General features: G+C 68.3%; 22 protein-coding genes and 1 pseudogene. 3 read left to right on the top strand and 20 right to left on the bottom strand.

All coding sequences use genetic code 11. From position 1 onward, the window contains the following. Positions 1 to 42: 42 nt before the first annotated feature. The 3 genes and pseudogenes from LRS03_RS20580 to LRS03_RS26610 all read right to left on the bottom strand — a co-directional run bounded on the left by LRS03_RS20580 (position 43) and on the right by LRS03_RS26610 (position 2,946). The gene (locus LRS03_RS20580) at positions 43 to 630 is read right to left on the bottom strand and encodes a response regulator (protein ID WP_257827811.1); all 588 of its coding nucleotides are present in this window, start codon (positions 628 to 630) and stop codon (positions 43 to 45) included. Between the two features lie 34 nt (positions 631 to 664). Further along, a pseudogene (locus tag LRS03_RS20575) lies at positions 665 to 1,196 on the bottom strand (chemotaxis protein CheW). Positions 1,197 to 1,218: 22 nt separating this feature from the next. Beyond that, positions 1,219 to 2,946, bottom strand: coding sequence for a methyl-accepting chemotaxis protein (locus LRS03_RS26610; protein WP_308296452.1), 1,728 nt, complete (start codon positions 2,944 to 2,946; stop codon positions 1,219 to 1,221). 383 nt (positions 2,947 to 3,329) lie between these two features. Between LRS03_RS26610 and LRS03_RS20560 the strand changes: the two genes are divergently transcribed. Further along, the gene (locus LRS03_RS20560; protein WP_257827810.1) at positions 3,330 to 4,733 is read left to right on the top strand and encodes a right-handed parallel beta-helix repeat-containing protein; all 1,404 of its coding nucleotides are present in this window, start codon (positions 3,330 to 3,332) and stop codon (positions 4,731 to 4,733) included. 18 nt (positions 4,734 to 4,751) lie between these two features. Here the strand turns inward: LRS03_RS20560 and LRS03_RS20555 are convergent, their stop codons facing one another. The 7 genes from LRS03_RS20555 to LRS03_RS20525 all read right to left on the bottom strand — a co-directional run bounded on the left by LRS03_RS20555 (position 4,752) and on the right by LRS03_RS20525 (position 10,553). Then, positions 4,752 to 5,291, bottom strand: a complete 540-nt coding sequence (locus LRS03_RS20555; RefSeq protein ID WP_257827809.1) for a hypothetical protein — start codon at positions 5,289 to 5,291, stop codon at positions 4,752 to 4,754. Positions 5,292 to 5,419: 128 nt separating this feature from the next. Continuing rightward, entirely contained in the window at positions 5,420 to 6,127 is a 708-nt protein-coding gene (locus LRS03_RS20550) for an ABC transporter ATP-binding protein (protein ID WP_257827808.1), read from the bottom strand. Further along, on the bottom strand, positions 6,120 to 6,872 hold the full coding sequence (locus tag LRS03_RS20545; protein WP_257827807.1) for an ABC transporter ATP-binding protein: 753 nt from the start codon (positions 6,870 to 6,872) through the stop codon (positions 6,120 to 6,122). Before LRS03_RS20545 ends, LRS03_RS20550 begins: the two co-directional genes overlap by 8 nt. Continuing rightward, entirely contained in the window at positions 6,869 to 7,855 is a 987-nt protein-coding gene (locus LRS03_RS20540; RefSeq protein ID WP_257827806.1) for a branched-chain amino acid ABC transporter permease, read from the bottom strand. The genes LRS03_RS20545 and LRS03_RS20540 overlap by 4 nt, the downstream gene beginning before the upstream one ends. Then, entirely contained in the window at positions 7,852 to 8,712 is an 861-nt protein-coding gene (locus LRS03_RS20535) for a branched-chain amino acid ABC transporter permease (RefSeq protein WP_257827805.1), read from the bottom strand. Before LRS03_RS20535 ends, LRS03_RS20540 begins: the two co-directional genes overlap by 4 nt. Positions 8,713 to 8,817: 105 nt before the next feature. Continuing rightward, positions 8,818 to 9,993: an ABC transporter substrate-binding protein gene (locus LRS03_RS20530; RefSeq protein WP_257827804.1), complete on the bottom strand. Its 1,176-nt coding sequence runs from the start codon at positions 9,991 to 9,993 to the stop codon at positions 8,818 to 8,820. A gap of 149 nt (positions 9,994 to 10,142) precedes the next feature. Beyond that, a complete protein-coding gene (locus LRS03_RS20525; RefSeq protein ID WP_257827803.1) occupies positions 10,143 to 10,553 on the bottom strand; it encodes a RidA family protein in 411 nt (136 codons plus the stop codon). Positions 10,554 to 10,675: 122 nt separating this feature from the next. Between LRS03_RS20525 and LRS03_RS20520 the strand changes: the two genes are divergently transcribed. Next, entirely contained in the window at positions 10,676 to 11,605 is a 930-nt protein-coding gene (locus tag LRS03_RS20520) for a LysR family transcriptional regulator (RefSeq protein WP_257827802.1), read from the top strand. 9 nt (positions 11,606 to 11,614) lie between these two features. Here LRS03_RS20520 and LRS03_RS20515 read toward each other — a convergent pair whose 3' ends face one another. The 3 genes from LRS03_RS20515 to LRS03_RS20505 are packed head-to-tail and all read right to left on the bottom strand — an operon-like array spanning position 11,615 to position 14,459. Further along, on the bottom strand, positions 11,615 to 12,592 hold the full coding sequence (locus LRS03_RS20515; RefSeq protein ID WP_257827801.1) for a PDR/VanB family oxidoreductase: 978 nt from the start codon (positions 12,590 to 12,592) through the stop codon (positions 11,615 to 11,617). Between the two features lie 20 nt (positions 12,593 to 12,612). Continuing rightward, positions 12,613 to 13,377, bottom strand: coding sequence for a GntR family transcriptional regulator (locus tag LRS03_RS20510; RefSeq protein WP_257827800.1), 765 nt, complete (start codon positions 13,375 to 13,377; stop codon positions 12,613 to 12,615). Further along, positions 13,374 to 14,459, bottom strand: coding sequence for an aromatic ring-hydroxylating dioxygenase subunit alpha (locus LRS03_RS20505; RefSeq protein WP_257827799.1), 1,086 nt, complete (start codon positions 14,457 to 14,459; stop codon positions 13,374 to 13,376). Before LRS03_RS20505 ends, LRS03_RS20510 begins: the two co-directional genes overlap by 4 nt. A gap of 158 nt (positions 14,460 to 14,617) precedes the next feature. Between LRS03_RS20505 and LRS03_RS20500 the strand changes: the two genes are divergently transcribed. After that, a complete protein-coding gene (locus LRS03_RS20500) occupies positions 14,618 to 15,736 on the top strand; it encodes a 5-methyltetrahydropteroyltriglutamate--homocysteine S-methyltransferase (protein WP_257827798.1) in 1,119 nt (372 codons plus the stop codon). 93 nt (positions 15,737 to 15,829) lie between these two features. Here the strand turns inward: LRS03_RS20500 and LRS03_RS20495 are convergent, their stop codons facing one another. The 7 genes from LRS03_RS20495 to LRS03_RS20465 form a co-directional block, all read right to left on the bottom strand. Continuing rightward, complete coding sequence (locus tag LRS03_RS20495) at positions 15,830 to 17,740, bottom strand: hybrid sensor histidine kinase/response regulator (RefSeq protein WP_257827797.1); 1,911 nt, start codon at positions 17,738 to 17,740, stop codon at positions 15,830 to 15,832. A gap of 32 nt (positions 17,741 to 17,772) precedes the next feature. Next, the gene (locus LRS03_RS20490) at positions 17,773 to 20,124 is read right to left on the bottom strand and encodes a PAS domain S-box protein (protein ID WP_257827796.1); all 2,352 of its coding nucleotides are present in this window, start codon (positions 20,122 to 20,124) and stop codon (positions 17,773 to 17,775) included. Beyond that, a complete protein-coding gene (locus LRS03_RS20485) occupies positions 20,121 to 21,113 on the bottom strand; it encodes an ABC transporter substrate-binding protein (RefSeq protein ID WP_257827795.1) in 993 nt (330 codons plus the stop codon). Before LRS03_RS20485 ends, LRS03_RS20490 begins: the two co-directional genes overlap by 4 nt. Next, positions 21,110 to 23,470 carry a PAS domain-containing protein gene (locus LRS03_RS20480; RefSeq protein ID WP_257827794.1) on the bottom strand — a complete coding sequence of 787 codons (2,361 nt, stop codon included), beginning with the start codon at positions 23,468 to 23,470 and terminating at the stop codon, positions 21,110 to 21,112. The genes LRS03_RS20485 and LRS03_RS20480 overlap by 4 nt, the downstream gene beginning before the upstream one ends. 16 nt (positions 23,471 to 23,486) lie before the next feature. Beyond that, positions 23,487 to 24,467 carry an ABC transporter substrate-binding protein gene (locus tag LRS03_RS20475; protein ID WP_257827793.1) on the bottom strand — a complete coding sequence of 327 codons (981 nt, stop codon included), beginning with the start codon at positions 24,465 to 24,467 and terminating at the stop codon, positions 23,487 to 23,489. Positions 24,468 to 24,612: 145 nt separating this feature from the next. Next, on the bottom strand, positions 24,613 to 25,038 hold the full coding sequence (locus LRS03_RS20470; RefSeq protein ID WP_257827792.1) for a DUF1810 domain-containing protein: 426 nt from the start codon (positions 25,036 to 25,038) through the stop codon (positions 24,613 to 24,615). A 68-nt stretch (positions 25,039 to 25,106) separates the two neighbouring features. Continuing rightward, entirely contained in the window at positions 25,107 to 25,403 is a 297-nt protein-coding gene (locus tag LRS03_RS20465) for a hypothetical protein (protein WP_257827791.1), read from the bottom strand. Positions 25,404 to 25,429: the final 26 nt, after the last annotated feature.

The following is a 25,429-nucleotide window of genomic DNA, read 5'->3' as shown; positions in this document are numbered from 1 at the left end:
CTGTAGGCTCAGCAAATGGCATGCCCCATTCGGGTGCAAAGCTCAGGCGGTTTGCAGGGCCCGGATGAAGGCGTCTCGCTCCAGCGGCTTGTGAAGCAAGACGACCTCGGAAGGGAGCTGGCCGAACTCGGCGAGTTCCTTCGCGTTCTTCGCCGAGACGGCGATCATCAGCTTGGGTCGGGTCTCGGCGTCTGCAAGGACGTTGCGGATCATTTCGAACCCGTCCATGTGGGGCATGTGGACGTCGGTCACCACGATCTCGGGTGCGAACTTGGCGATCATCACGAGCCCCTGGAACCCATTGCTCGCCACTCTCAGCTGCGCCCCGGGAAGGGCCGCCTGCACCAGGGTCGCGAGCAACTCGCGGTCCATGAGATCGTCGTCGACGATCACGACCTCGACCAGCCGCTGCGAGCCGGGCGCGGCCGAGTCCACGGGCACGTCGACGGATGTCTGCTCGTACTGCGCAAACAGCGTCTCCGCGCTCTTGGCGTCGATGCGGCGGTGGCCGCCCGGCGTCTTCCAGGCCTTCAGGCGCCCGGAATCCACCCAGCGCTGCACCGTCTGGAGCGATATGCCCAGACGCTTGGCGACGTCGATCGTCGAGTAGGAGCGCGGGCCATCGGTCATCCAGGAATCTTACGCAAGGCCCGTGCCCTTGTCCCTATTGCATGGCCGAATCCAGTGGCGCGCCCACCAGGCCCATCGACGGGCCCGACATCAACGACTCGATGTCGAGCAAGATGAGGGTGCGGTCCTCCACCGACGCGATGCCGTTGATGAACCGGGTCTCCGAAGCTCGACGCCATTTCAGGCGCAGGCCGGATGTCAGCGGGCGCCAGCGCCAGCACATCGCTCACCGAGTCGACCACTACGCCCACGAGCCGTTGGCAGACGTTGAGCACGATCACGACCGTGAACGCGTCGACGTCGGCCCGCTCGCAATCGAAGGTCATGCGCAGGTCGACGACCGGCATGATGACGCCTCGCAGGTTCTGCACTCCCTTGACGAAGCGCGGTGAATTCGCGATGCGCGTCGGGGCTTCATACGACCGGATCTCCTGCACCTTGAGCAGGTCGATTCCGTATTCCTCGGCGCCGAGCCGGAAGCTGAGGTACTCGGCCGATGCGGCCGCTGCAGGCCGCATGGCGGCGACCTGCTGGGCGACCTGCATGCCTTCGTGAATCATTTCCATGGCGATTCCTTTGAGCAGGTAGTCAGAACGACGACCACTCGTCTTTGACCTCGCCCTGCGCAGGCGCGGTCGCGGGTGCTGCGCTGTCGGCCTTCTTCGTCCGCGCCTTGCGTTCGACCATCTTGCGCACGGGAGCCGCGGCAGCCACGGGCGCCACTGAAGGAACGCTCGCGCCATGGCTGCGGTGGTTGTTGTCGAGCGTGAAGATGCCCACCGCCTCCACCAGGCGAGAAGCCTGCTGGTTGAGGCTGTCAGCCGCCGCCGCGCTTTCTTCCACGAGTGCGGCGTTTTGCTGCGTAACCTGGTCGAGCTGGCTCACCGCGTCCCCGATCTGGCTGATGCCTTGGGTCTGCTCGTGGGTGGCTGAACCGATCTCGCCGATCAGATCGCTGACGCGTTTGACCTGCGACACGATCTCGTCCATCGCACGACCGGCTTCGCCGACCTGCTGGCTGCCGGCTTCCACCTTCTCCACGCTTTCGGTGATGAGCCCCTTGATTTCCTTCGCGGCACCGGCCGAGCGCTGCGCCAAGGTGCGCACTTCGCTCGCCACGACGGCGAAGCCACGGCCTTGCTCACCGGCGCGCGCTGCTTCCACGGCGGCGTTCAGGGCGAGGATGTTGGTCTGGAAGGCAATGCCATCGATGACGCCGATGATGTCGGCGATCTTCTTGCTCGACGCGGTGATGCCTTCCATCGTCTGCACCACCTGACCCACCACGGCGCCACCCTGGCCCGCCGCGTGCGTCGCGGTGGCAGCGAGTTGCGTCGCCTGGCGTGCCGTGTCGGCGTTGGTCTTGACCGTCGCCGTGAGTTGCTCCATCGACGCGGCGGTCTGCTGGAGGTTGCTGGCCTGCTCCTCGGTGCGCTGGCTGAGGTCTGCATTGCCCGTCGCGATTTGCGAAGAGCCGGTCGCGATGCTGTCGCTGCTCGCACGCACCTGGCTCACCACCTTGCGCAGTGACTGCTGCATGTGGTCCATCGCTGCCACCACGCTGCCCGGCGCTGCGCGGGACGTGTCGATGCGGGTGGTGAGGTCACCCGTGGCAACGGCGTTCGCCACCATCGCCACGTCACCCGGTTCGCCACCCAGCGACCGCGTGATGCCGCGGGTGATGAGCACACCGAGAACCACGCCGAACACGGCGCTGACCGCCGTCAGCACACCCATCGCGATGCTCATGAGCTTGAACAGCGCCGTGCCTTCCTTGGACGCGGTGGCACCGTTCTCCTCCTTCAGCTTGGTGAGGAAGGTGAGTTGGTCATCGACCACCTTGTTGGATTGCTTGACTGCAACGTCCAGCTTTGCGAGTTCAGGATCAGGGGCTTGCAGCGCCTTGCCGCTGGCCGCTGCGAAATAAGCTTCACTCGCGGGCAACCAAACCTTGATCATGGCTTCGAGCTTGTCAAACTCGTCCTGCCCCTTCTTCAGATAGAAGAGCGGGCGAGCCTTGTCGAGCCACATGCGCATGCTGTCGACGGACTCCTGAAAGGTCTTGCGCGCGGCTTGCCGGTCGGCATCGGTGGTGGCCAGGGCGAATTGGCCCCGCGCTCTCGCCGCGTAGATCAGGTTGATGTTGGCTTCCTTGACGTGGGAGATGCCGAGCAACTCCTTCTCGTAGAGGCTGTCATTCACACTGTCGAGCCGCATCAGCCCGTTGATGCCAAAGGCCGCGACCAAAGCGCCCATAACGATGAGGGCGGCGAAAGCCAGTGCGAGACGCGCACCGAGCCGAATTTGCTTGAACATGATTACTCCGCTGATGAGGTGGGCGCCGTTGTCGCCTTACCGGTTATCGGGCGTTTTCCGCCAACATCTGAGGGAAAAGTACCGATTTGGTCATTTTGGACGTTTTGACCAGGATCGATCTTGCGAAGTAAAGGGTGGCTGCTCACCAGTTGGTTGTTTAACGGGGAATCAGCGTTTGCATGGTGCGACGTGTTCCAGATCTTCGACATGGCCGATCCGTGAGCGACTGCTCCGACTCGAGACCAGCTAGGCCACGGCCAGCAGCGCTTCAGGTTCTGACACCAAGTTCTCCCGCTCACTTACGCGGCCATCCCATCCTTGCAGTTGGTAACGCCTTCCGTACGCGGGCCTCAGGCAGCATGCTTGGCACAGGGAGACACAACATGAACCGCACACCTTTCGCCCGCTCGACCGTCTGGGGCCTGAGCCTCTCGATCGCCGCCACGGTGCTGGTGGCCGGCTGCGGCGCCGGCACCGACACCACCTACGAAGCGGCCCCTGCGCCCCCGGCCCCCGCGCCAGCGCCCGCGCCCGCCCCCGCACCCAGCCCGGCGCCTGCCCCGGCCCCGGGCAACGCGGTCACCTATTACTTCTCCGACTGCCAGGCCGGCGCCCACAGCGCCTGCGTGCCCGGCAACAACGCCAACACCGGCACCAGCCCGAGCGCGCCGAAGCGCACGCTGGCCGGCCTCAACCTCGACACCCTGCCCGCCGGCAGCCAGCTGCTGTTTGCCCGCGGCGGTGCCTGGACCGGCTTCAACGTGCAGGTGCACAACCTCAACGCCACCGCCGCCGCGCCGCTGGTGTTCGACAGCTACACGCCCGCATGGGGTGGCACGGCGCGGCCGTGGCTCGTGGCCGGCGGCGCGTTCTACGCCTTCCAGACCAGCCACTACAACCGCACCGAAGACAGCGGCGGCTACGTCTTCCGCAACCTCAAGCTCGACGGCAATGGCCAGCCGGGCTGGGGCATCCACCTGCGTAACCTGTCGCACGACATCCTGATCGAGAACCTCGAGATCACCGGCTTCGAGATCGGCCTGCACTTCCAGAACGAAAGCCCGATCGGCAATGTGATGGTGCGCAACAACCACATCCACCGCAACGGGTCGATGGGCATGCTGGGTTCGTCGGTCAACCTCACCTTCGAGGGCAACACCTTCGAGGCCAACAACTTCTCGGGCAGCGCCTTCAACCACGCCATCTACCTGGGCGGCCGCGGCACCAACGGCGTGATCCGCAACAACACCTTCGTGCGCAACTCGGTGTGCACCCGCGCGCCCTGCGCCGACAACAGCCCGGTCGACGCCACGCTCTGCCGCGGCGGCAACGTGACCGTGCACGGCCAGTGGGACGGCCTCCTGATCGAAGGCAACACCATCGAGCAGACGGCCGGCACCGGCAGCTGCTACGGCTTCTCGATCACACCGGGCTACACCTCGGCCGAATACTTCCGGCGCGTGGTGGTGCGCGGCAACACGGTGTCGAACGTCGGCTGCGGCATCTGCGTGGGCGCGGCCAACGCCCCACTGATCGAGAACAACCGGCTCTTCAACACGCAGAACCGGCCCGTGACCCCGGCCGTGCTCGGTGCCCACGTCGACAGCGCCGGCAGCGGCGGTGACGACGTCGACAACGGCGGCATCGTGCGCAACAACACGCTGTGCAACACCTATTCCGGCCAGGGCCACCAGTTCCTCGTGGCCATCAACGCGGGCAGCTACACCCACACCGGCAACGTGATCCGCAACGGCGCCGACGCGAGCACCGGGCCCTGCGCACGCTGAAGCCTCGCAGGCCTGACGCTAGGTGGGATCGATCCCTCTGACACGCCCGGGCGAACGACCGGGCTTGAAGGTCAGCACTTCGCCCGACCACGAGCACAGGTGCTGCAGGCGATCACTCGCGTGGATCTCGACGCCCCATTGGTCGCTGAGATAGACAAGCCAGTCCCAGCCGGCCTTCGTCGCGACGCGGCAGTGCTTGAACTCCACGCGCGCTCCGACCGCGAAATACGGCTGGAGCCGCGGCAAGACCCGCAGGACCGCATCGTCCAGCATCTCCTTGAGGCTGAAGCCACCCCAGCCTTGTTCGTCATCAGAGACCATCGTGGCGGAACCGCCGGGGCCGTCCAGCATGCCGTGCCCCCAGAGCCGCAGCACACCGATGCTGCGCTGCTGGCCGCCGGTGGCGTTGATGACGACATCGATGAGCGCCGCGATGCGATTCGACACCGGATGGAACGGGATCAGCGTGCCTCTGAGGCTCTGGCTCTTCACCTGGTTCATGACACTGATCGCCGATGCATCGACGACGTTCAACACGAGCTTGTCTGCCAGCGCCATACCGTTCCCCTGGCCGCCGCGCCCTCGCAGCGAGCCCGGTCAAGATACGACGCGGCACGGCCGGCGTGCCCCCCTAGAGTCGCAAGCAACCCTGATCTGCGGGGGACATCAGCCGTTCACACCCGCGCTCAGGCCTTGGCGACGGCGAGCCAGCGCTCCAGTTGCTCGGGCGCGGCCAGCAGCGCTTCGCTGCGGTCGCGGTGCACCACCTGGCCGCGGTCGAGCACCACCGCCTGGTGCGTGATCGGCAGGATCATGCGAGGGTTCTGCTCGACGATGATGGCCGACATGCCTTCGTCCTTCACCACGCGGGCGATGCTGCGCAGCAGCTCTTCCACGATGATCGGCGCGAGGCCCTCCAGCGGCTCGTCAAGCAGCAGGAGCTTGGGGTTCAGCACCAGCGCTCGGGCCACGGCGAGCATCTGCTGCTCGCCGCCCGAGAGCTGGTTGCCCATGTTGCCCTTGCGCTCGGCCAGGCGCGGGAACATCTCGTAGGCGCGCACCACCGTCCACGGCCCCGGCCGCGCGACGGCGGTCAGGTTCTCATGCACCGTGAGCGACTTGAAGATGTTGCGCTCCTGCGGCACCCAGCCGATGCCGGCGCCGGCGCGCAGGTAAGCGGGCATCGACGTGATGTCCTGCCCGGCGAGGGCGATTCGGCCGGCGTGGCGGCGCGTCACGCCCACGAGCGTGTTCATGAGGGTCGTCTTGCCGGTGCCGTTGCGGCCGAGGAGTGCGAGCGACTGGCCGGCTTCGAGCGTGAGGTCGATGCCTTGCACGACCACCGCTTCGCCGTAGCCCGACTTCAGGCCTTCGACCTTCAACAGTTCAGCCATGGCCCTCTCCGAGGTAGACCGCCTTCACGCGCGGGTCGGTCGAGATGCTGGCCACATCGCCTTCGGCGAAGAGCGCGCCGTTGACGAGCACGCTCACCGTGCGGGCGAAGTTGAAGACGAGGTCCATGTCGTGTTCGATCAGGAGGATGGTCACCTCCGCCGGCAGCGCGTTGATGGTGTCGAAGATCTCCTGGCGCTCGCCCTCGGGCACGCCGGCCACCGGCTCGTCGAGCAGCAGCACGCGCGGCTCGCTCGCGATCGCGGTGGCGATCTCCAGCAGGCGGCGCTTGCCGTAGGCCAGCACGTTGACCTTCTGGTCCATCACGTCGTCGAGGCGGAACTGCTTGAGCAGCACAGCGCAACGCTCGGCCACGCGCGCGTCGCGGCCGAGCGGCTTCCACCACTGATGGCTGATGCCGAGCTGCGCGCTCACGGTGAGGGCGAGCGACTGCAGCGGCGTCAGCTCGCTCCACAGCTGGTTGATCTGGAAGGTGCGCACGATGCCGCGGCGCACGCGCTGGTGCGGCGCGAGGCGGGTGATGTCCTGACCGTCGAGCGAGATGCGGCCGGAGGTCGGCTCGGTCACGCCGGTGAGCAGGTTCACGAGCGTGGTCTTGCCCGCGCCGTTGGGGCCGATCAGCGCGTGGCGTGCGCCCTTCTCGACCTTGATCGAGACGTCGTTCGTCGGCGTGATGCCGCCATAACGCTTGACGAGCTGGTGGGTCTCCAGCACGACGTGGCTCATGCCTGGCCTCCGCGCTTGAACCAGGTCCACGGGCGGATCAGGCGGTCACGCCCGACCAGCATCAGGACCACGAGGAAGAGACCCAGCCAGAAGAGCCAGTACTGCGGCGTCCAGGCCGAGAGCACGTCGTGCAGCAGCTTGAAGGCGATGGCACCGAAGATGCCGCCATAGAGGTAGGCCGTGCCGCCGATCACGAGCACGAGCACGAGGTCGGCGCTGCGGTGGAAGTCGAGCCCGTCGAGCGAGGCGAAGCCGGAGGTCTGCGCCATCAGCGCACCGGCAGCCCCGGCGATGGCGGCCCCCAGTGTGTAGACCGCCACCAACCGCAGGTGCACCGACAGGCCGATGCTCTGCGCACGCAGGCGGTTGTCGCGCAGTGCCTTCAGCGAATAGCCGAAGGGTGAATGCACGATGCGCCGTGTGATCAGCAGGCACACCGCCAGCACCGCGAGGCTGTAGGCGTAGGCGGTGCGGCCATACAGGTCGAACTCGAACCTACCCAGGAGCGGGCCCATCATCACGCCCTGCAGTCCGTCGGCGCCGCCGGTCAGCCAGTCGAGCTTGTTCGCCAGCTCGTAGAGCACGGCGGCGACGCCGAGCGTGATCATCAGGCGTGTCAGGTCGGAGCCGCGGATGATGAGCACGCTGCACAAGGCCCCGAGCACACCGGTGGCGCCGATCGTCACCAGCAGACCGACCAGCGGGTCGGGCATCACATGCTTGGCGAAAAGTGCTGCCACGTAGGCCGCGAAGCCGAAGAAGGCCGCATGCCCGAGCGACACGATGCCGGCATACCCGAGGATCAGGTCGAGCGACAGCGCAAAGAGCGCGAGGATCGCGATCTCGTTGAGCAGCAGCGCATGGTTGCCGGCAAGGAACACCGAGGCGAGCGCGACCACGCCGAGCGCGATCTCCCACCAGCGCCAGCCCGAGGCGCCGCGTAGCGAGGCCTGCACTTTCTCGAGCGAGGTGCCCGCGCTCATTTCGAGCCCTTCTGGCCGAAGAGGCCCTGCGGACGCCAGGTGAGGATCGCGATCATCAGCGCGTAGACGATGAAGGCCCCGAGCTTGGGGGCGTAGTACTTGCCGAACACGTCGGCAATGCCGAGCAGCAGCGCGGCCAGCAGCGGGCCGGTGATGGTGGTGGTGCCGCCGACCGAGACCACGATCAGGAAATACACCATGAACTTGAGCGGGAAGATCGGCTCCAGGCCCAGCACCTCGGCACCAAGCGCGCCGCCCAGGCCCGCCAGGCCCGAGCCCACCGCGAAGGTCAGGAGGAACACCTGGTTGACGTTGATGCCGAGGCCCTGCGCGACACGCGGGTCATCGACCGCGGCGCGCAGCCGGCTGCCGAAGCGCGTGCGGCTCAGGATCATCTGCAGCGCCACCGTCAGCAGGCCGCACACGATGATGATGAAGAGGCGGTACTTGCCGATGCCCACGTCGGCCAGGTCGAAGCGGCCTTGCAGCCACGACGGCACCGAGATCATCTGCTGCTGCGAGCCGATGATGTAGTCAACGCCCGTCACCGCCATGAAGACGAGGCCGATGGAGAAGAGCACCTGGTCCAGGTGCGGCCGGTTGTACATCGGCCGGTACAGCGTGCGCTCGAAGGCGGCACCGAGGAGTGCGGTGAAGAGGAAGGCGAGCGGCAGCGTGGCCAGGAAGGGCACGCCCAGGCGGTTCATCAAGAGCACGGTGGTGTAGCCACCGGCCATCGCGAACGCCCCGTGCGCGAGGTTGATGAAGTTCATCAGGCCCATCGTGACCGCGAGGCCGACGGACAGCACGAACAGCAGCATGCCGTAGGCGATGCCGTCGAAGAGGAGGGTCAGCATGACGAGAAGAGCCGTGAACGTAGCGTTGCGCGCCGGAGCGCCGGGCCGCCCCAAGCCCGGCGCGCTTCCCCGTGGGGGGATGGCGCCGAAGGCGTCAGGCAGCCGTCATTTGGCGCCGAGCTTGCCAGGGTCTTTGACGGCCTTCTGCACGTCGAACTCCTGGTTCCACAGCTGGCCGTTCACACGCTCGACCTTGCGGATGTAGATGTCGTGCACCACGTCGCGGGTCTGCGCGTCGATCATCACCTGGCCGCGCGGGCTTTCGAACACCTGGCCCTTCATCGCCTCGAGCAGTGCGTCGCCGCCGCCCTTGCCCTTGGTGGCTTCGAGTGCCTTGTAGATCACGCGCATGCCGTCGTAGCCGGCCACCGCCATGAAGTTGGGGCGGAACTTGTTGGCGGCTTCAAACGCCTGCACGAACTTCTTGTTCGTCGGCGAGTTGTGCGAGGCCGAGTAGTGCTGCGCGGTCACCACGCCGAGCGCCACGTCGCCCATGTCGTTCAACTGGTCGTCGTCGGTGATGTCGCCGGTGCCGATGAGCTTGATGCCCGACTTGTCGAGCCCGCGTTCGGCAAACTGTTTCATGAAGGCCGCGCCCTGGCCCGAGGGCAGGAAGACAAACACCGCGTCGGGCTTGGCATCACGCACCTTCTGCAGGAAGGGCGCGAAGTCGGGGCTGCGCAGCGGCGAGCGGATCTCGGCCACGATCTCGCCGCCGTTGAGCTGGAACTGGCTCTTGAAGAACTTCTCGGCGTCGATGCCCGGGGCGTAGTCGGTCACGAGCGTGACGACCTTCTTGATCTTGTTCTTGCCCGCCCATTCGCCCATGGCGACCGCGGCTTGCGGCAGCGTGAAGCTGGTGCGCACGATGTAGGGCGAGGCGGTGGTGATGACCGAGGTGGCCGCGGCCGTCACGACCATCGGCGTCTTGCTCTGCGTGGCGATCGGTGCGGTGGCCATCGCCAGCGGCGTGAGGCCGAAGCCGGCCAGCACGTCGACCTTGTCGTTGACCACCAGCTCCTGCGCGATGCGGCGGGTGGAATCGGCCACGCCCGCGTCGTCCTTGATGATGAGCGCGATCTTGCGGCCCGCGACGGTGCTGCCGTTCTGCGCCATGTAGAGCTTGGCGGCCGCTTCGATCTGGCGGCCGGTCGAGGCCGACTGGCCGGTCATGGGCAGGATGAAGCCGATCTTGAAGGGTGCCGCCTGGGCCAACGCCTGTGAACCGGACAGCGCGAGCGCGAGGGGAAAAATCGCCTTCAGGAGCTGGCGTTTTTGCATGGGAGTGTCTCCGGGTGAGTCGGGTGCACGGACTGTGCGCCAAGCGCGCGATATTCTGCAATCAGGGAGTTCGACTAACAGTTATGCCGGCACGGCATGTCCGTGCGGGCAAGCCCCTACCCCCGATCGCACCGCCCCACCCGCCGGCCTCACCTCGGGGCGGGGGTTGCCTCCGGCAGCCGCGCGATCACCTTGATCTCGAAGTCGAAGCCGTAGAGCCACGTCACGCCGACGCCGGTCAGCGTGGGATACGGCGCCTCGCCCCAGTGTTCGCCAAACACCTTCCAGATCGTGTCGAAGCGCCGCTCGGGATCGACGATGAAGACCGTCACGTCGACGACGTCGCGGAAGGAACAGCCCGCGGCCGCGAGGATCCCGTTCAGGTTGTCGAACGCGAGCTTCACCTGCGCCGACAGATCGGGCTCGGGCGCGCCATCGGGCCGGCTGCCGACCTGCCCCGAGACGAAGAGAAAGCCATTCGAGCGGATCGCGGGCGAGTACCGGTTGCGCTCATACAGCGCCTGGCGGCCCGGTGGGAAGACAACATCGCGTGCAGACATGAAAGCTCCTGGAGTGGGGTGCAAGGACTCTAGGGTCGGGCGCCCACGCCATAAACCGCGTACTCGCACAATGATCGTTTGCGAATCGCGAACAATCAGCCGAACCATCCTCTGGAGCCCCGATGGACCGTTTCGATGCGCTGCAGGCGTTTGCCAGGGTCGTCGAAGCCGGCAGCTTCACGAAGGCCGCGCAGACGCTGCACATGAGCAAGACCACCGTGACGCAGCTCGTGCAGCAGCTCGAAACGCGGCTGCGCGTGCGGCTGCTCCATCGCACCACGCGCCAGGTGAAGGTGACGGCCGAGGGGGCCGCCTACTACGAGCGGGTGGTGCGCCTGCTTGCCGACCTGGCAGAGGCCGATGGCAGCGTGTCGAGCGCCGTGGCGGCCCCGAGCGGGCGGCTGCGCGTCGACGTGCCGAGCCCGCTGGCCCGGCTGCTGCTCATGCCGGCACTGCCGGCCTTCCACGCCCGCTACCCCGAGATCCAGATCGACATGGGCGTGAGCGACCGCATGGTCGACCTGATCGGCGACAACGTCGACTGCGTGCTGCGCGGCGGTGAGATCACCGACCAGTCGCTCACTGCGCGCCGCGTGGGCGAACTCACGCTTGGCGTCTACGCGGCGCCCAGCTACCTGGCGCGGGCCGGGCACCCGACCCACCCGAGCGAGCTCGATGGCACGCATCACCGCATCGTCGGCTATCTGCGCGCGAGCCGCGGCACCGTGGCGCCGGTGGTGATGCGCGCCGGGCGCGAGCGCGTCGAGGTGACGGGGCGCTATGTGGTCTCGGTCGACGACGGCAATGCCTACCTCGCCGCGGGCGTGGCCGGCATGGGCGTGCTCTGGTTGCCGCACTACATGGCCGATGCGCATGTGCGACGCGGACAGCTCGAGGCGCTGCTAACCGACTGGTCGCTCGACCCGATGCCGCTCTATGCGGCCTGGCCGCAGAACCGGCACGTCGGCGCCAAGCTGCGTGCCTTCGTCGACTGGGTCGGCGAGCTGATGGCACGGCACGCGCCGGTGGCGGCGCTGGGGGATCGGCCCTAGGCCTCGGCGCTAGGCATCGGCCCGGTACGCGGTGTCGAGCACCACCCCGCCGCCGCTCACGCGCGAGACGCACGCACACAGGCGCTGGTTGGCCCGGTGCTCGTGCGGGCTGAAGAACACGTCGCGGTGGTCGATCTGGCCCTGCACCGAGATCACGTCCATCGCGCAGAGGCCGCATTCGCCCTTGCAGCAATCGGACAGCGTCTCGACACCGTGGTCCGCCAGCACGTCGAGCAGCGTGCGGTCGGGCGGCACTTCGATGCGCAGCTGGTGGCGCGGCAGCTCCACCCAGAACGGCTCGGCCGCATGGTGGCCACTGTTGCCGAAAGTCTCGAAGCGCAGGTCGGCCGGCGGGCGGCCCGCGGCGGCCCAGGCGTCGCGGGCGGCGTCGAGCATGCCGAGCGGGCCGCATACAAGCAACTGCGCGCCGGGTGCGAGCGCGGCGATCTCGCGGTCGAGGCTCAGGCGCTCGCCGGCGTCGCTGCAAAAAGTCTGCAGGCGGTCGCCCAGCGAGAGCCGCAGCAGGTCGGCATAGACGAGTTCGGCGGCGCTGCGGGCGGCATAGCGCATGCGCACATCGGCACCCTTGGCCGCCAGCATCTGCGCCATGCCGACCAGCGGCGTGATGCCGATGCCGCCCGCCACCAGCAGGAACTGCGGTGCGTTGAAGGCGAGTTCGAAGTGGTTGTCGGGCTCGCCGATCGTCAGCTCCTCGCCGTCTTCGAGCGACCACATGTGGCGCGAGCCACCGTGGCCGGGGTCGGCGCGCTTCACCGCGATGCGGTAGACGGCCGGGTCGTGGAGACCCACCAAAGAATAGGAGCGCGTCTCCTCGCGGCCCTCGATCTTCACCCGCACCTTGAGGTGGCTGCCGACCGTCCACGGCTTCACGCCGCCTTCGGGGCGGATCTCGAGCTCGCGCACGCTCGCGCTCAGGTCGCGGTGAGCGCGGATGTGGGCGGGGTGCCAGGTGTTGCTGCTCTTCATGGTCTTGCGGCTTCGGAGGTCTATCGGGTGGCGCGGCGGCGGATCAGGCTCGCGCCCGGCAGGCGCTGCAGGCTCTGGTGGCTTTGCAGCGCTTCGCGCAGGTTCTGGTGGGCGATGCGCGCGTGTTCGCGCATCAGGGCTTCGGCGCGGGCGCCCTCGCGCTGCACGATGGCATCGAGCACCGCCTTGTGCTGGGCCTGCGCGACGACCAGCGTGTCGCGCGCATCAGGGCCGGTGGAGCGGGCGAGCACGAAGCCGTTGGGCGAGGCGAAGGGCAAGGTCTTCGCGCGTTCGAGCTGGCGGGCAACGAGGTCGCTGCCGGCCATCTCGCTCAGGAGGTCGTGGAAGCGACCGTTCTGTTCGACATAGCCGTTGAACGAGTCTTCGCTCAGCTCGGGTTGCGCCAGCAGGCCGTCGATGCGGGCGATGCAGTCGCGGGCTTCGGCGAGCAGGATCGAGGTCACGCCGCGCTCGGCGGCCAGGCGTGCGGCCAGGCCTTCGAGCGTGCCGCGCACTTCGATCGCATCGTGGATGTCGGCCTCGGAGAAGTCCTTCACCGCGAAGCCGCCGTTGGGCAACGCTTCGAGCAGGCCTTCTTCCTGCAGGCGCACCAGCGCCATGCGGATCGGCGTGCGCGAGGCGCCGAGCCTGTCGACCAGCGACAGCTCGGCGATGCGCGCACCGGCCTTCAGCTCGCCGTTGACGATCAGTTCGCGCAGCCGCAGCTGGGCGCGCACGGTCTGCGAAGTGCCGCTGTCGTCGGCCGGTTCGAGGCGGGCGTTCATGCGGCGCTGCGCAGGGGGATGACGCGCGGCGCATCCGGCGGCGTTTCCTTCGCCACCATCTTGTCGATCAGCTTGCGCGCCCACATCGAACCCGCATCGATGTTGAGGTTGTAGAACTTGTAGCCCGGGTGTTCGTCGATGGCCTGCTGCTGCGCTTCAAGGATCAGCTCGTCTTCCCGGAAGATGCCCGCCACGCCTTCGCGCAACTCGTGCGTGAGGCGTTGCTCGCCCAGGCAGTAGTTGCGCGCGAAGGCCCAGAAGTAGTGGCAGGTGGTCTCGGTCTCGGGTGTGATGGTGTTGAGCACGAAGCCGTTCACGCCCTGCGAACGATCGCCCTGCGGCGCGCCCGTGCCGGCCTTCGCCACGCCCACGTCGATGGTGATGGTGCACGGCGCCTCGAAGCGGATGATCTGCCAGCGGTCGACCTTGCCTTCGTAGCCGGTGGCGTGCTTCAGCTGGTTGGCCCAGAAGGGCGGCGCGTCGATGCCCTCCATCCAGCGGGTGACGGTCGCGAACTTGTCGCTGTGCGTCGCGACGAAGGGCGCCTCGGCCACCGCGCGCTGGCCGATGGAGGAGCCATGCACGAAGGTCTCGTGGGTCAGGTCCATCAGGTTGTCGAGCACCAGGCGGTAGTCGCACTTCACCTGAATCAGCTTGCCGTCGCCGGCCCAGGCGGGGTCGTCGTTCCAGTGCAGGTCGGGCACCTTCGATTCATCGGCCAGCGCCGGGTCGCCCGGCCAGACCCACACGAAGCGGTGCTTCTGCACCACCGGGAAGGAACGCACGCAGGCCGACGGGTTGATCGTCTCCTGCGAAGGCATGTGGGTGCAGCGGCCGTCGCCGTTGAACACCAGACCGTGGTAGCCGCAGGTGATCTCGTCGTCGTGCAGCGTGCCTTTGCTCAAGGGCAGCAGGCGGTGCCAGCAGGCGTCTTCCAGCGCGGCGACGCTGCCGTCCTTGCGGCGGAACATCACGAGCTTCTGGCCGCAGATCGTGCGGCTCAGCAGGGCGGCCTTGACCTCCACGTCGTAGGCGGCGGCGTACCAGGCGTTGAGGGGGAAGGGCTTCGGGGCGGCGGTCATGGCGGCGACATCCTGAATACTGGTTGTATACAGCTTTAGTCTAAATGGTCTGCAAGACGGCACAAAGCGCGGGTTAACCCGTATATCTGGCGCAACCCTGTATTCATCGAGAGGATGATTTGGCTAACATGCCCGTTTTCTGCCTTCCGGAGACCACCATGACCGCTCGCACCGCCCCACCCTTCCGCGCCGACCACGTGGGCAGCTTCCTGCGCCCCAAGCGCCTGCTGGAAGCGCGTGAGCAGAAGGCCAAGGGCGAGATCTCGGCGGCGGCGCTGCGCAAGGTCGAAGACGAGTGCATCACCGAGATCGTGAAGTTCCAGGAAGACGTGGGCCTGAAGTCGATCACCGACGGCGAGTTCCGCCGCACCTATTTCCACATCGACTTCTTGGAGCAGCTGGGTGGCGTGAAGACCGACATCCCGGTCACCATCGTGCGGCCCGACGGCACCGAGGAGCTGGCCCCGCCGGTGATGCGCGTGATCGACAAGGTGAAGCACGCCAAAGACATCCAGCTCGCCGACTTCCAGTACCTCAAGAGCCAGCTCGCGCCGGGCAGCACCGCCAAGGTGACCATCCCCTCTCCGACCATGCTGCACTTCCGCGGCGGCCGCGCCGGCATCAGCCGCGAGGCCTACCCCGAGCTGGAACCCGACTTCTACCAAGACGTGGCCAACGCCTACGGCGACGAGCTGCGCTCCTTGGCCGCAGCAGGCTGCACCTACGTGCAGATGGACGACACCAACCTCGCCTACCTGTGCGACGAGAAGATGCGCGAAGCCGCCCGCCAGCGTGGCGACGACCCCAACGAGCTGCCGCACCGCTACGCGAAGTTCATCAACCTCGTGGTCGCGCAAAAGCCCAAGGGCATGACGCTCGCGATGCACCTGTGCCGCGGCAACTTCAAGAGCACGCACGCGGCAGCCGGCAACTACGAGCCGGTGGCCGAGGCGCTCCTGAAGGAGATGAACCTCGACGCCTACTTCCTCGAATACGACGACGACCGCTCGGGCGATTTCCGACCGCTGCGCTACCTGCCCCCGGGCAAGATCGTCGTGCTGGGCCTCGTCACCACCAAGTTCGGCGAGATGGAAAGCAAGGACACGCTGAAGCGCCGCATCGACGAAGCCTCGCAGTACGCGCCGATGGAGCAGCTGTGCCTGTCGCCGCAGTGCGGCTTCAGCTCCACCGTGCACGGCAACAACATTGCGGTGGAGGCGCAGCGCAACAAGCTCAAGCTCGTCGTCGAAACCGCCCGCGAAGTCTGGGGAGGATGACGGGGCACCGCCGCGGGCCGAGCGCCGGGCCGCCCCAAGCCGGCCCGCATCCCCTCGGGGGATCGGCCGACGTACCCGTCGGCATGGGGGCCGTCATCCCACCGCATCGAACTCCAGCTCGACGCGCGTGCCGCCGCGCGGCTCGCTCGTGATGCTGATCGAGCCGCCCATGCGCTCGACCAGCCCGCGTGTCACCACCAGCCCGAGGCCGGTGCCGGTGATGCTCGACTGCTCCCGGCCCAGCCGGTCATAGGGCTGGTACAGCCGGTCGAGCTGGTCGGCAGTCATGCCCACGCCTTCGTCGACCACCGAAAACTTCACCCGGCCCGCTTCGGCCGGCTCCAGCGCCCAGCGCACCACGCCCTGCGGCTTGTTGTACTTGATGGCGTTGGAGCCCACGTTGAGCAGGATCTGGCGCAGCCGCAGCGGGTCGGCCAGCAGCTGCACCTCGGCGGGCACGCGGCAGTCGAGCCAGATGTGGTGCGCCTGCGCGCTCGGCTTCAGGAGGCCGATGGCCTCGTCGATCGCGCTGCGCAGGTTCACCGTCACCAGCGGCACCGGCGGGCCCTGGGTGCGGCCGGGCGGTGCTTCGAGCACCTCCGTCACCAGCGACAGCATGTGCCGGCCGGCGTTGACCACCTGCTCGGCGTAGCCATGCAGCTGCGCACTGCTGCCCGTGGCCATCATCTTCATCAGCTCGCCGTAGCCGAGCACCGCGTTGAGCGGCGTGCGCATCTCGTGCGCCACACGCGCCAGCACGTCGCGCGTGGCGCGGTTCTGCGCGTCGCTCGCCTGGCGGCGCATGCGCTCCATCGCCACTTCGGCGGCCTTGCCGGCGATCTCGCGCTGAGCCGGCCGGTCGTGCACCTGGTAGAGAAAGCACACCAGCTCGTCGTCTTCGCGCACCACTGTCACCACCACCAGCACCGGTGCGCCGTCCATCGGGCCGCCGTCGTCAGCATGCAGGTAGCGCTTCTCGAACTGCACCATCGGCTCATGACCCAGCACCAGCGCCTGCAGGCGCTCGTGCTCGTGCGGCAGGTCCTCGGCCTGCGTCAGGCTGTCGCTCGACACGCCGATCAGCGCCGACAGCTCATGCCCCACCATGCGTGCAAACGCCTCGTTGGCGAGCAGGATGCGCCGGTCGAGCGAGACCAGCGCCATGCCGATGGGCGCGAAATCGAAGGCCGAGCGGAAGCGGTCCTGCGCCTCCAGCAGCCGCTGCTCCTGCGCGAGCCGCGTCGAGGCATTGCGCAGCAGCACGATGCCACCGGTCTTCCTGCCCTGGTCATCGCGGATCGGGCCCGTCCATTCGTCGATGTGCAACGCACTGCCGTCGCGCCGGTGCAGGCTCATCGCGTTGGCCACCGCCACGCGCTGCTGCGTCGACACGCCGTGCGTCGGCGCGGCCAGACCACCCAGCGTGGGCGACTCGTGCTCGGCGATGCTGATGCTGACCACCTCGTCGACGCTCTTGCCCACCGCGTCGCGCAGGTCCCAGCCGGTCAGCTGCTCGGCCGCCGGGTTCATGAACCGCACCTGGTGCTGCTCGTTGGTGAGCACCACGCCATCGGTCACGCACTGCAGCGCATAGGCGAGGGAACGTTCGGCGCCGCGCTCGGCACGCTCCATCTGCGCCTTGCACAGCGCCACTTCCACGCCGGCGGCCACCTCCTTGATCTGGAAGGGCTTGGTGAGGTAGCCATAGGGCGCCGTCGCGGCGGCGCGGCGCACCGTCTGCGCGTCGCTGAACGAGGTGAGGAAGATCACCGGCAGGTCCATGTGCCGGCGCAACTCGCCGGCGACCGTCACGCCGTCGACCGCACCCTTGAGCTGGATGTCCATCAGCGCGAGCGAGGGCTTGTGCTGCGCCGCGAGACGCATCGCCTGCTCGGCATCGTCGGCAATGCCGACCACGCGGTAGCCGAGGTCTTCGAGCTGCATCTTCAGGTCGAGCGCAACGACCGCTTCGTCTTCCACGATCAAGATCGACGATGGCGCCATGTCATCCCTCTTGCTGTGTGTTCCGGTGCGTGTCACAGACGCTTCAATATGGCACTGAAACAGGTGCCATGGTCGGAATGCACCTGCAGCTCGCCGCCCAATTGGCGCGCGAGCGACGCCGCCAGCTGCAGGCCCATGGTGCGGCGCTCGGGCCCGGCGTCGAGCGTGAAACCGGGGGGCAGGCCCACGCCGTCATCGCTGACCGACAGCTGCGCGCCCTCTGGGCCGGGCCGCAGCACGACGTGGATCTCGCCTTCCGAGCGCCCGCGAAAGCCGTGCTTGTAGGCATTGCCCACCAGCTCGGCCACCAGCAGGCCGAAGGGGATGGCGCCGTCGAGCCCGGCATGCGCCACCTCGATGTCGGCGCGCAGCACGATGTGGCGCTGACCGGCCACCTCGCCGATCTGGAACAGCAGGTCGCGTGTGTACTCGGGCAGCGAGACCGATGCCAGGCTGCCCGACTGGTACAGCTTCTCGTGCACCAGCGCGATGGCGCGCACACGCTGCACGCTGTCGTCGAGCGCGGCCCGCGCCGGGCCCTCGGGCACGCTGCGCCGCTGCAGCGCAAGCAGGCTCTGCACCACCTGCAGGTTGTTCTTCACGCGGTGGTAGACCTCCTTCAGCAGGGTCTCCTTCTCGTCGAGCGCATGGGTGAGCCGTTCCTGCTGGCGGTGCACCAGGGCTTCGGCCGCCTTGCGTGCGCTGATGTCTTGCACCAGCAGCGCAAATTGCCCCGCGGTCGGCTGATAGGCCACCACCTCCACCCAGCGCACGCCACCGCGCAGCTGGTGCTCGCCGCGGTAGGCCAGGCCCTTGAGCGCAACATCGCCGAAACGCTGCATCCAGCTCTCGCGCGTGCCGTCGAAACCGGGGACGAGTTCGGTCGAGCCTCGGCCCACGGCATCGCCACGGTCCACACCCAGCAGTTCGGCATACACCGCGTTCATCGCGAGCACCTTGTAGCCGCGCGGGCGGCCGTCGCCGCTCACCACGATCTCGTGCAGGGCAAAGCCGCTGTCGAGGTGGTCGAAGAGCGCGCGGTAGCGCATCTCGCTGTCCGACAGGCGCAGCTCCAGCGCCTTGCGTCCGGTGATGTCGTAGCCGAGGCCGTAGAAGCCCGCCACCTGCCCGGCCACCGACTGGTCGGGCACGAGCGTCACGCGCAGCTGGCGCAGCCCGCTCGTCGTGAGCATGGCCAGCTCGAACTCCTGGCGCCGGCCTTCGAGCACCCGCTCGATGTGCGGAGCCATCGCGGCATAGGCCAACGGGTCGACGGCGTCGAAGATGTCCTGCAGCCGCTGGCCGACGATCTGGTGCACCGGCAGCCCGACCGAGGCCTGGAACTCGCGGTTGGCCAGGCGGGTGATGCCGTTGCGGTCCCAGTAGCCGAGCGTGGCCGGCACGTTGTCGACGATCGCGTTCAGGTCGGCCAGCGTGCGCTGCAACTCGGCGGCCAGTCGCTTGCGCTCGGTGATGTCCTGCAGCACCGCGAGCGACCGCGAGGGCCGGCCGTCGGGATGGCGCTGCAGCGTGGCCGACAGCAGCATGTCGACGACACGCCCGTCCTTGCGCAGGAACTGGTATTCGATGTCGTCGCAGCGGCCGCTCCGGAAGAACGCCGGCAGCACCTCGTCGCGCGCCCGCTTCTGCGAGGCCGGTGTGAGGAAGTCCGACGACTTGCGCCCCAGCACCTCGCGTCGCTCGTAGCCGAGGTGCGCGAGCCAGGCGTCGCTCACGTCGATGATGCGGCCCTCGGCGTCGATCGAATGCAGCAGCGCCGGCGAGGCCTCGTAGAGCCGCAGCTGGCGCTGCTCGTCACCGGCCTGCGCCGGTGGCGGCGCCTCGGGACGGGTGGCGCGCCCGAGTTCGGCCAGGCGCTGGGCCCGCTCGAGCAGGCAGGCCACAGCCACCCGCGCCAGCGCCACCAGCGCCGCGTGCTGCGCCGGCAGCAGGGTGCGGTGGCCGCGGTCGAGCACGCACAGGCTGCCCACCTTCTCGCCGCCCGGCAGCACCAACGCCACGCCGGCATAGAAGCCGATGTTGAGGCCGGCACGCACCAGGCCGCTGTCGTCGAAGCCCGGGTCCTGCCGCACGTCGGCGATCTCCAGCACGCCCTCGCGCGCCCAGCAGCGCTCGCACAACGACGCCGCACGCGGCAGCTCCACCACGCCGGGCAGGCCGACCTGCGCCTTCACCCACTCGCGTTGCGCCCCCAGGAAGGACAGCATCGCCATCGGCGCCTCGCACACGCTGGCCGCCGACTGCACCAGGGCGTCGAACACCGGCTCGTCGGTCGCGCTGTCGAGGATGGACAGGAACGACAGCGCCTGCAGGCGGCGCAGCTCGGCTTCGTCGGGCGGCGGGGTGGCCACGCGGTGGTTCATTGCACCAGGCTCACGGCGCGCGGGGATGCACGGCGCAGCAGTGACGGCTCGATGGCCTGCAGCAGGCTCGCCGGCCGCTGGCGCGCGTCGACCAGCTTTTCGCGGATGGCCCAGCGCGCCTGCTCTTCCATCGTGCTGATGAGCGACTGGTCGAGGCGGATGCGGTAGTCGTGCTCCTTCAGCTGCGCGGCCGCGGCGGCGGCGTCGATCTGCAGGCGCGCCTGCAGCAGCGCCGCCGCCTCGGCCGGGCGCTCGGCGATGAAGCGCTCGGCCTTGAGCAGCGCCTGCAGCAGTGCGGTCATCTCGGCGCCCCGGCCCTGCAGCTGCACCCGGTCGGTCACCACGTTGAAGTGCTGGGTGTAGACGCGCGGGTTGGGCAGCACGACCGCGTCGGCGCCCAGCACCTCGATGGCGTTCGAGGCATGCGGCTCCCAGACGGCCAGCGCATCGACGCGGCGCTCCTTCAGCGCCTCGACCATCCGGTCGGGCTCGAGCGGCAGCCGGGTCATGTCTTTCGGGTCGATGCCGTGGAAGGTGCCCCAGGTGTCGAGGAAGTACTGCGACGAGCTGGCGGCCACATAGGCCACGCGACGCCCTTTCAGGTCGGCCGGGCGCTGCACGCCGCTGCTGCCGCGCGCGACGAGCTTGATCTGGTGCGACGAGGTGCTGGTGGTGCCGATGATGGCGAGATCCTGGCGATTGAAGCTCGCCAGCGTGACCGCCAGCTCGGCGGCGGTGGCCACCTGGGCCTGCCCCTGCATCATCAGCTCCAGGCAGTGGCGGCCGCTGCTGCAGTCGCTCACGCGCACCGTGAGGCCGGCGCCTTCGAAGTAACCCTTGGCCTGCGCGACGTAGACCGGCAGCGAGACCGGCCCGCGCGAGACGGCCAGCACCAGCGCCTCGGCCGCTTGCACGCTCGTGGCCAGCGCGAGCAGCGCGAGTCCGGCGAGGGTGCGCCAGCGAAGCACGGTACGCCGCGCCGCCGTCATGCCATCTCCTGCGCGAAGCGGTAGGTGTTGCGGCCGGCGCGCTTGGCGACGTAAAGCGCCTTGTCGGCATGCGCCATCAGCTCGACCACGCTCAGCAGCGACTTGCCGGGCGCGCAGTAGGCCACACCCACGCTGGTGCCGAGTTGCAGCCGCTCGCCGCCGTCGAGCACCAGCGGTGCGGCCATCGTGTCCAGGATCTTCTGCGCCACGAGTTCCGGCTCCGTTTCGGAGCCCAGGCCTTCAAGCAGGACCATGAACTCGTCACCCGCCAGGCGGGCCACCGTGTCGGTCGTGCGCACGCACTGCCGCAGCCGCTCGGCGAACTGCTGCAGCACCTGGTCGCCGACCAGGTGGCCATGGGTGTCGTTGATCTGCTTGAAGTGGTCGACGTCGAGGAACATGAGCGCCACCCCCGTGCCGGCACGTTCGCCGCGGCGCAGCGCCATCGGCAGGACCTCGTTGAACTGGTAGCGGTTGGCCAGGCCGGTGAGCGTGTCCACCCGCACCAGCTCGCTCAACTGCATTTCCACCTTCTTGAGCGCCGAGACGTCGGTGCTCAGCATGTAGACGCCCACCACGCGGCCGTCGGGCTGGATGTCGGGGATGTAGGTGCTCTGCAGGTAGCGCGTCACTCCGAGCAGTTCGGTCTCGAGTTCGAAGGTCACACGCTCCCCGGCGAGCGCACGCCGCAGGTACGGCACGCGCTGCTCGTAGGGCGTGCCCGGCATCAGCTCCGACTTGTGGCGCCCGAGCGCCGCGGCCGGGTCGATGCCCATCCACTCGCGGAAGGTGCGGTTGACGAAACGGTAACGCTGGTCCTGGTCGATGTACGAGATGAGCACCGGCAGGTTGTCGGCGATGGCGCGCAGGCGGCCCTCGACCCTCGCCTGCTCGAACTGGGCTTCCTTCATCGCGGTGACGTCGAAGGTCATCACGTAGAAGCCGCGCTGCGCACCGCCATCGATCCGATCGGGGATGAGGTGCGCCTGGAAGTACGCGGTGCGTCCCTGGAACGGCAGCTTGCCCTGGAAGCGCGCCCGCCGCCCCTGCAGCACTTCGTGCACATAGGGCTCGTGCTGGGCGTAGTTGGCATCGCCGAGCGCTGCGCGCAGGCTCAGGCCGGGGATCTGCGAACGCTCCAGGCCGTTCGATTTGAGGCCGGCGTCGTTGGCGTACTGGCAGCGCTCCTCCATGTCGAAGTAGCCCACCATCGCCGGGATGCTGTTGAGCAGGTCCAGCAGGCGCTGCTCGCTCGCGGCGAGGCGCGTTTCGGCCTCGTGGCGCTCGGTGATGTCGACCATCATCGCGTAGCAGCCGCGCACGCCGCCGTCGGCCGCGACGTCGGGGATGTAGTCGATCTGGTAGTGGCGCTCGCTGCCGCTGCGGCGCGACGAGCTGCTCCACTGCACGCGCCGGCCGGCCAGCGCTTCTTCGATGCGCGCGCGAACCTTCCCCTCGTAGACCTCGGGCGACAGCATCTCGCGCATGTGCCGCCCCACCATCGAGGCCGGGTCGGTGTGCCACCAGTCGAGGTAGCGCTGGTTGGCGAACTCGTAGCGCTGCTCGCGGTTCACGTAGGCGATCAGTGCCGGCATGTTGTCGGTGACGGCGCGCAGCTGCTGCTCGGAGCGCTGCAGCCGCTCGCGGCTCTCGGTCAGGGCCGCGGACATCGCGTCGAACTGGCGCGCCAGGTCGCCGAGTTCGTTGCGCTCGGTGCTGCCGATGCGGTGGCCCATGTCGCCGGCCCCGAGCGCCCGCGCCGCGGCGTCGAGCCGCGTCAGCGGCACCAGCACCCGCTGGCGCACCAGCAACGCCACGCCGCAGATGAACACCAGCAGCACGCCCGGCACGAAGAAGGCGACGATGCGGAACTGCTCGTCGGCACGGGCCTTCACCTCCGAGGCATCGAGAAACCACTGGTAGGCGAAGTCGCTCATCGCCTGTGTGCTGGTGAGCAGCTGGTCGACGAGCATCTCCTTGCGCCGCGCGGCAAACCCGTCGGCCGCGGACGGCAGCGATTCGAGGTTGTGGAAGAGCGGCGGCAACGCCGTCACCACCTGCCCCAGCTCGGTGAAGGCCACGCTGTCGATCGACCCGGCGCGGCCGTCGCCCAGCGTCTGCACGATGGTGGCATGGCGCTGGTGCCACTGCTGCGCGGCGCGCGGCTCGGCGTAGCGCGCGTACTCCTGCGTGAGCGTGAGCAGGCCCGCCACCTCGTGAGCGGTGACCTGCGCGCGGCGCTGCGCCTCGCCGGCCGCGTCGCTTTGCCGGGCGGCCACCATCACCACCGCGAGCGACGCCAGCCCGGCCACCAGCGAGGTGATGACAGCAGCGGCGATCTGGACGCGGATGCGCATGGGCCCTCCTGGCTCGTCAGCGCCCGACCGCGGCGGCCGTGGGTTTGACCTTGCGCAGCGGCGCGGCGTGCACGAACGACAGGTAGTTCGGCGGTACCTTGCCGCGGATCTGCCCTTCGCGCAGGGCCCAGCGTGCCTGGCTCTCCATCGTGGCGATCAGCGACTGGTCGAGCCCCAGCCGGTACGAGAAGCTGGGCCACGCGAACTCGACGAAGTCCTGCGTGAGGCCGAGCCGCTGGCGCAGGATGGCCTTGGCCGCGTCGGGCTCCTGCTGGATGAACTGCTCGGCGCGTCGCATCACGCGCAGCAGGCGTTCGAACGCTGCGTCGTGCGTGCCGACGAGGCGGCGCTGCACGGCGAGGTTGAAGGTCTGGATGTAGCCGTTCGAGGCCGTCAGGGCGTGCGCCTGGACCCCAAGCGCCTTCAGCGCCTGGTAGCCGTAGGGCTCCCAGCTGGCGATCGCATCGACCTTGCCCGACACCAGGGCGTCGACCAGTTGCTCGGGGCGCAGGTCCACGATGCGCACCGTGCGCGGGTCGATGCCGGCGACGATCAGGTGGAGGTCGAGGAAGTATTGCGCGGCCGAGCCGATGGGCACGCCGATGCGCTTGGTGGTCACGCCCGAGTCGGCGCTGCGCGGGCCGCGCACCACGATCTTGAGGTCGTCGGGGGCGGTGACGAAGGTGGCGATGATCGAGAACCCGGGCCCCTCGAACGCGGCCAGGGCGAGCGGCAGGTCGGCGACGGTGGCAACGTCGGCGCGGCCTTCGAGCAGCTGGCCCAGGCAGCGCTGGCCGCCGATGCATTCCTGCAGCTGCACGTCGAGCGATTCGGCCGCGAAGTAGCCCTTCTCCTCGGCCACGTAGAGCGGCAAGGACAGCGGCGTGCGCGAGACGGCCAGCCGCAGCGGCTCGGCCTGGGCCAAGCCCGGCACGAGCAGCACCAGCCACGTGGCCCACCCGCATGCCACCCGCCGAAGACCCTGCGCAACACCCATGATTTCATCCTCGACGAACGGCGCCGATGGCACCCCGGCAACTCACGGCGGCAGCGCCACCCGGCTCGCCAAGGATGCTACCGGGCGCGCGTTTGCAGGCGAGGGAAAGCGAGGGTGTATCCGCCGCGTTTTCCGGCAATAGGCCCTACTCGTTCAGCAGTTCGAGCGTGCGCGGGTCGCGTTGGCCGCCGTACCAGCGATCCAGCGCCAGGGCCCACACCGGCTCGCCCGGCGCCACCGTCTCGAAGAGCGTGAGGCAGGAGCAGAACTTCAGGTCGTCGGGCGAGCCGAAGATCTGCTGCGCGCTCTTGCCGGGCACCGCGAGCAGGCGCTGCACGCAGCGCTTGAGACGTGGCCCGAGCACCGGGTGCGCCCAGTAGGCGGCAGCCTCCTGTTGCGAGGCGATGCCGTAGCGCTCGGCGGTGGCGCTGCGGCCCAGCCCCTTGAGCTGCGGGAAGACAAACCACATCCAGTGGCCGGTCTTGGCGCCGGCGGAGAGTTCAGCGTCGACCTGCGCCATCACCGGCGCTTGGGCGTCGACAAAACGTTGCAGGTCGTGCGGGTCGCTCATCGGGGGCCTCTCGCGTCATCAAAGGGGCCACCAGAATATTCGGCTTCGCCTCGGTCGGTGCAAGTAGCTCAGGTCGGCTCAGGGAAAAATGCCCACCTGCGCAAAACCGTCACGGTCGCGACGGCATAACAGCCGACCACGTTGCCCAGGCTCACCAAGGTGAAGTGCAGATCGCCGGTGACAACGTGCGCATAGAGCAGCGAGACGGTGGACGAGGCGCACCACAGGCCCCAGGTCGGCAGCGACACGTCGGCCGCGCCATTGCGGCTGCGCCAGACGGCGCGCAACTGCGGCCAGTAGCCGACCACGAACACCACGCCGAACAGCGCATACAACGCGCTCACCACACCCAGCACGACCGACACTCCGACAACCCGGCGGGCGACATGCC

Origin of the sequence: Rhizobacter sp. J219 (genome assembly GCF_024700055.1) — a bacterium.
Lineage (GTDB): Bacteria > Pseudomonadota > Gammaproteobacteria > Burkholderiales > Burkholderiaceae_C > Rhizobacter.
The sequence above is the reverse complement of the archived record's forward strand: the minus strand, read 5'-3'. Positions and strand labels throughout refer to the sequence as shown.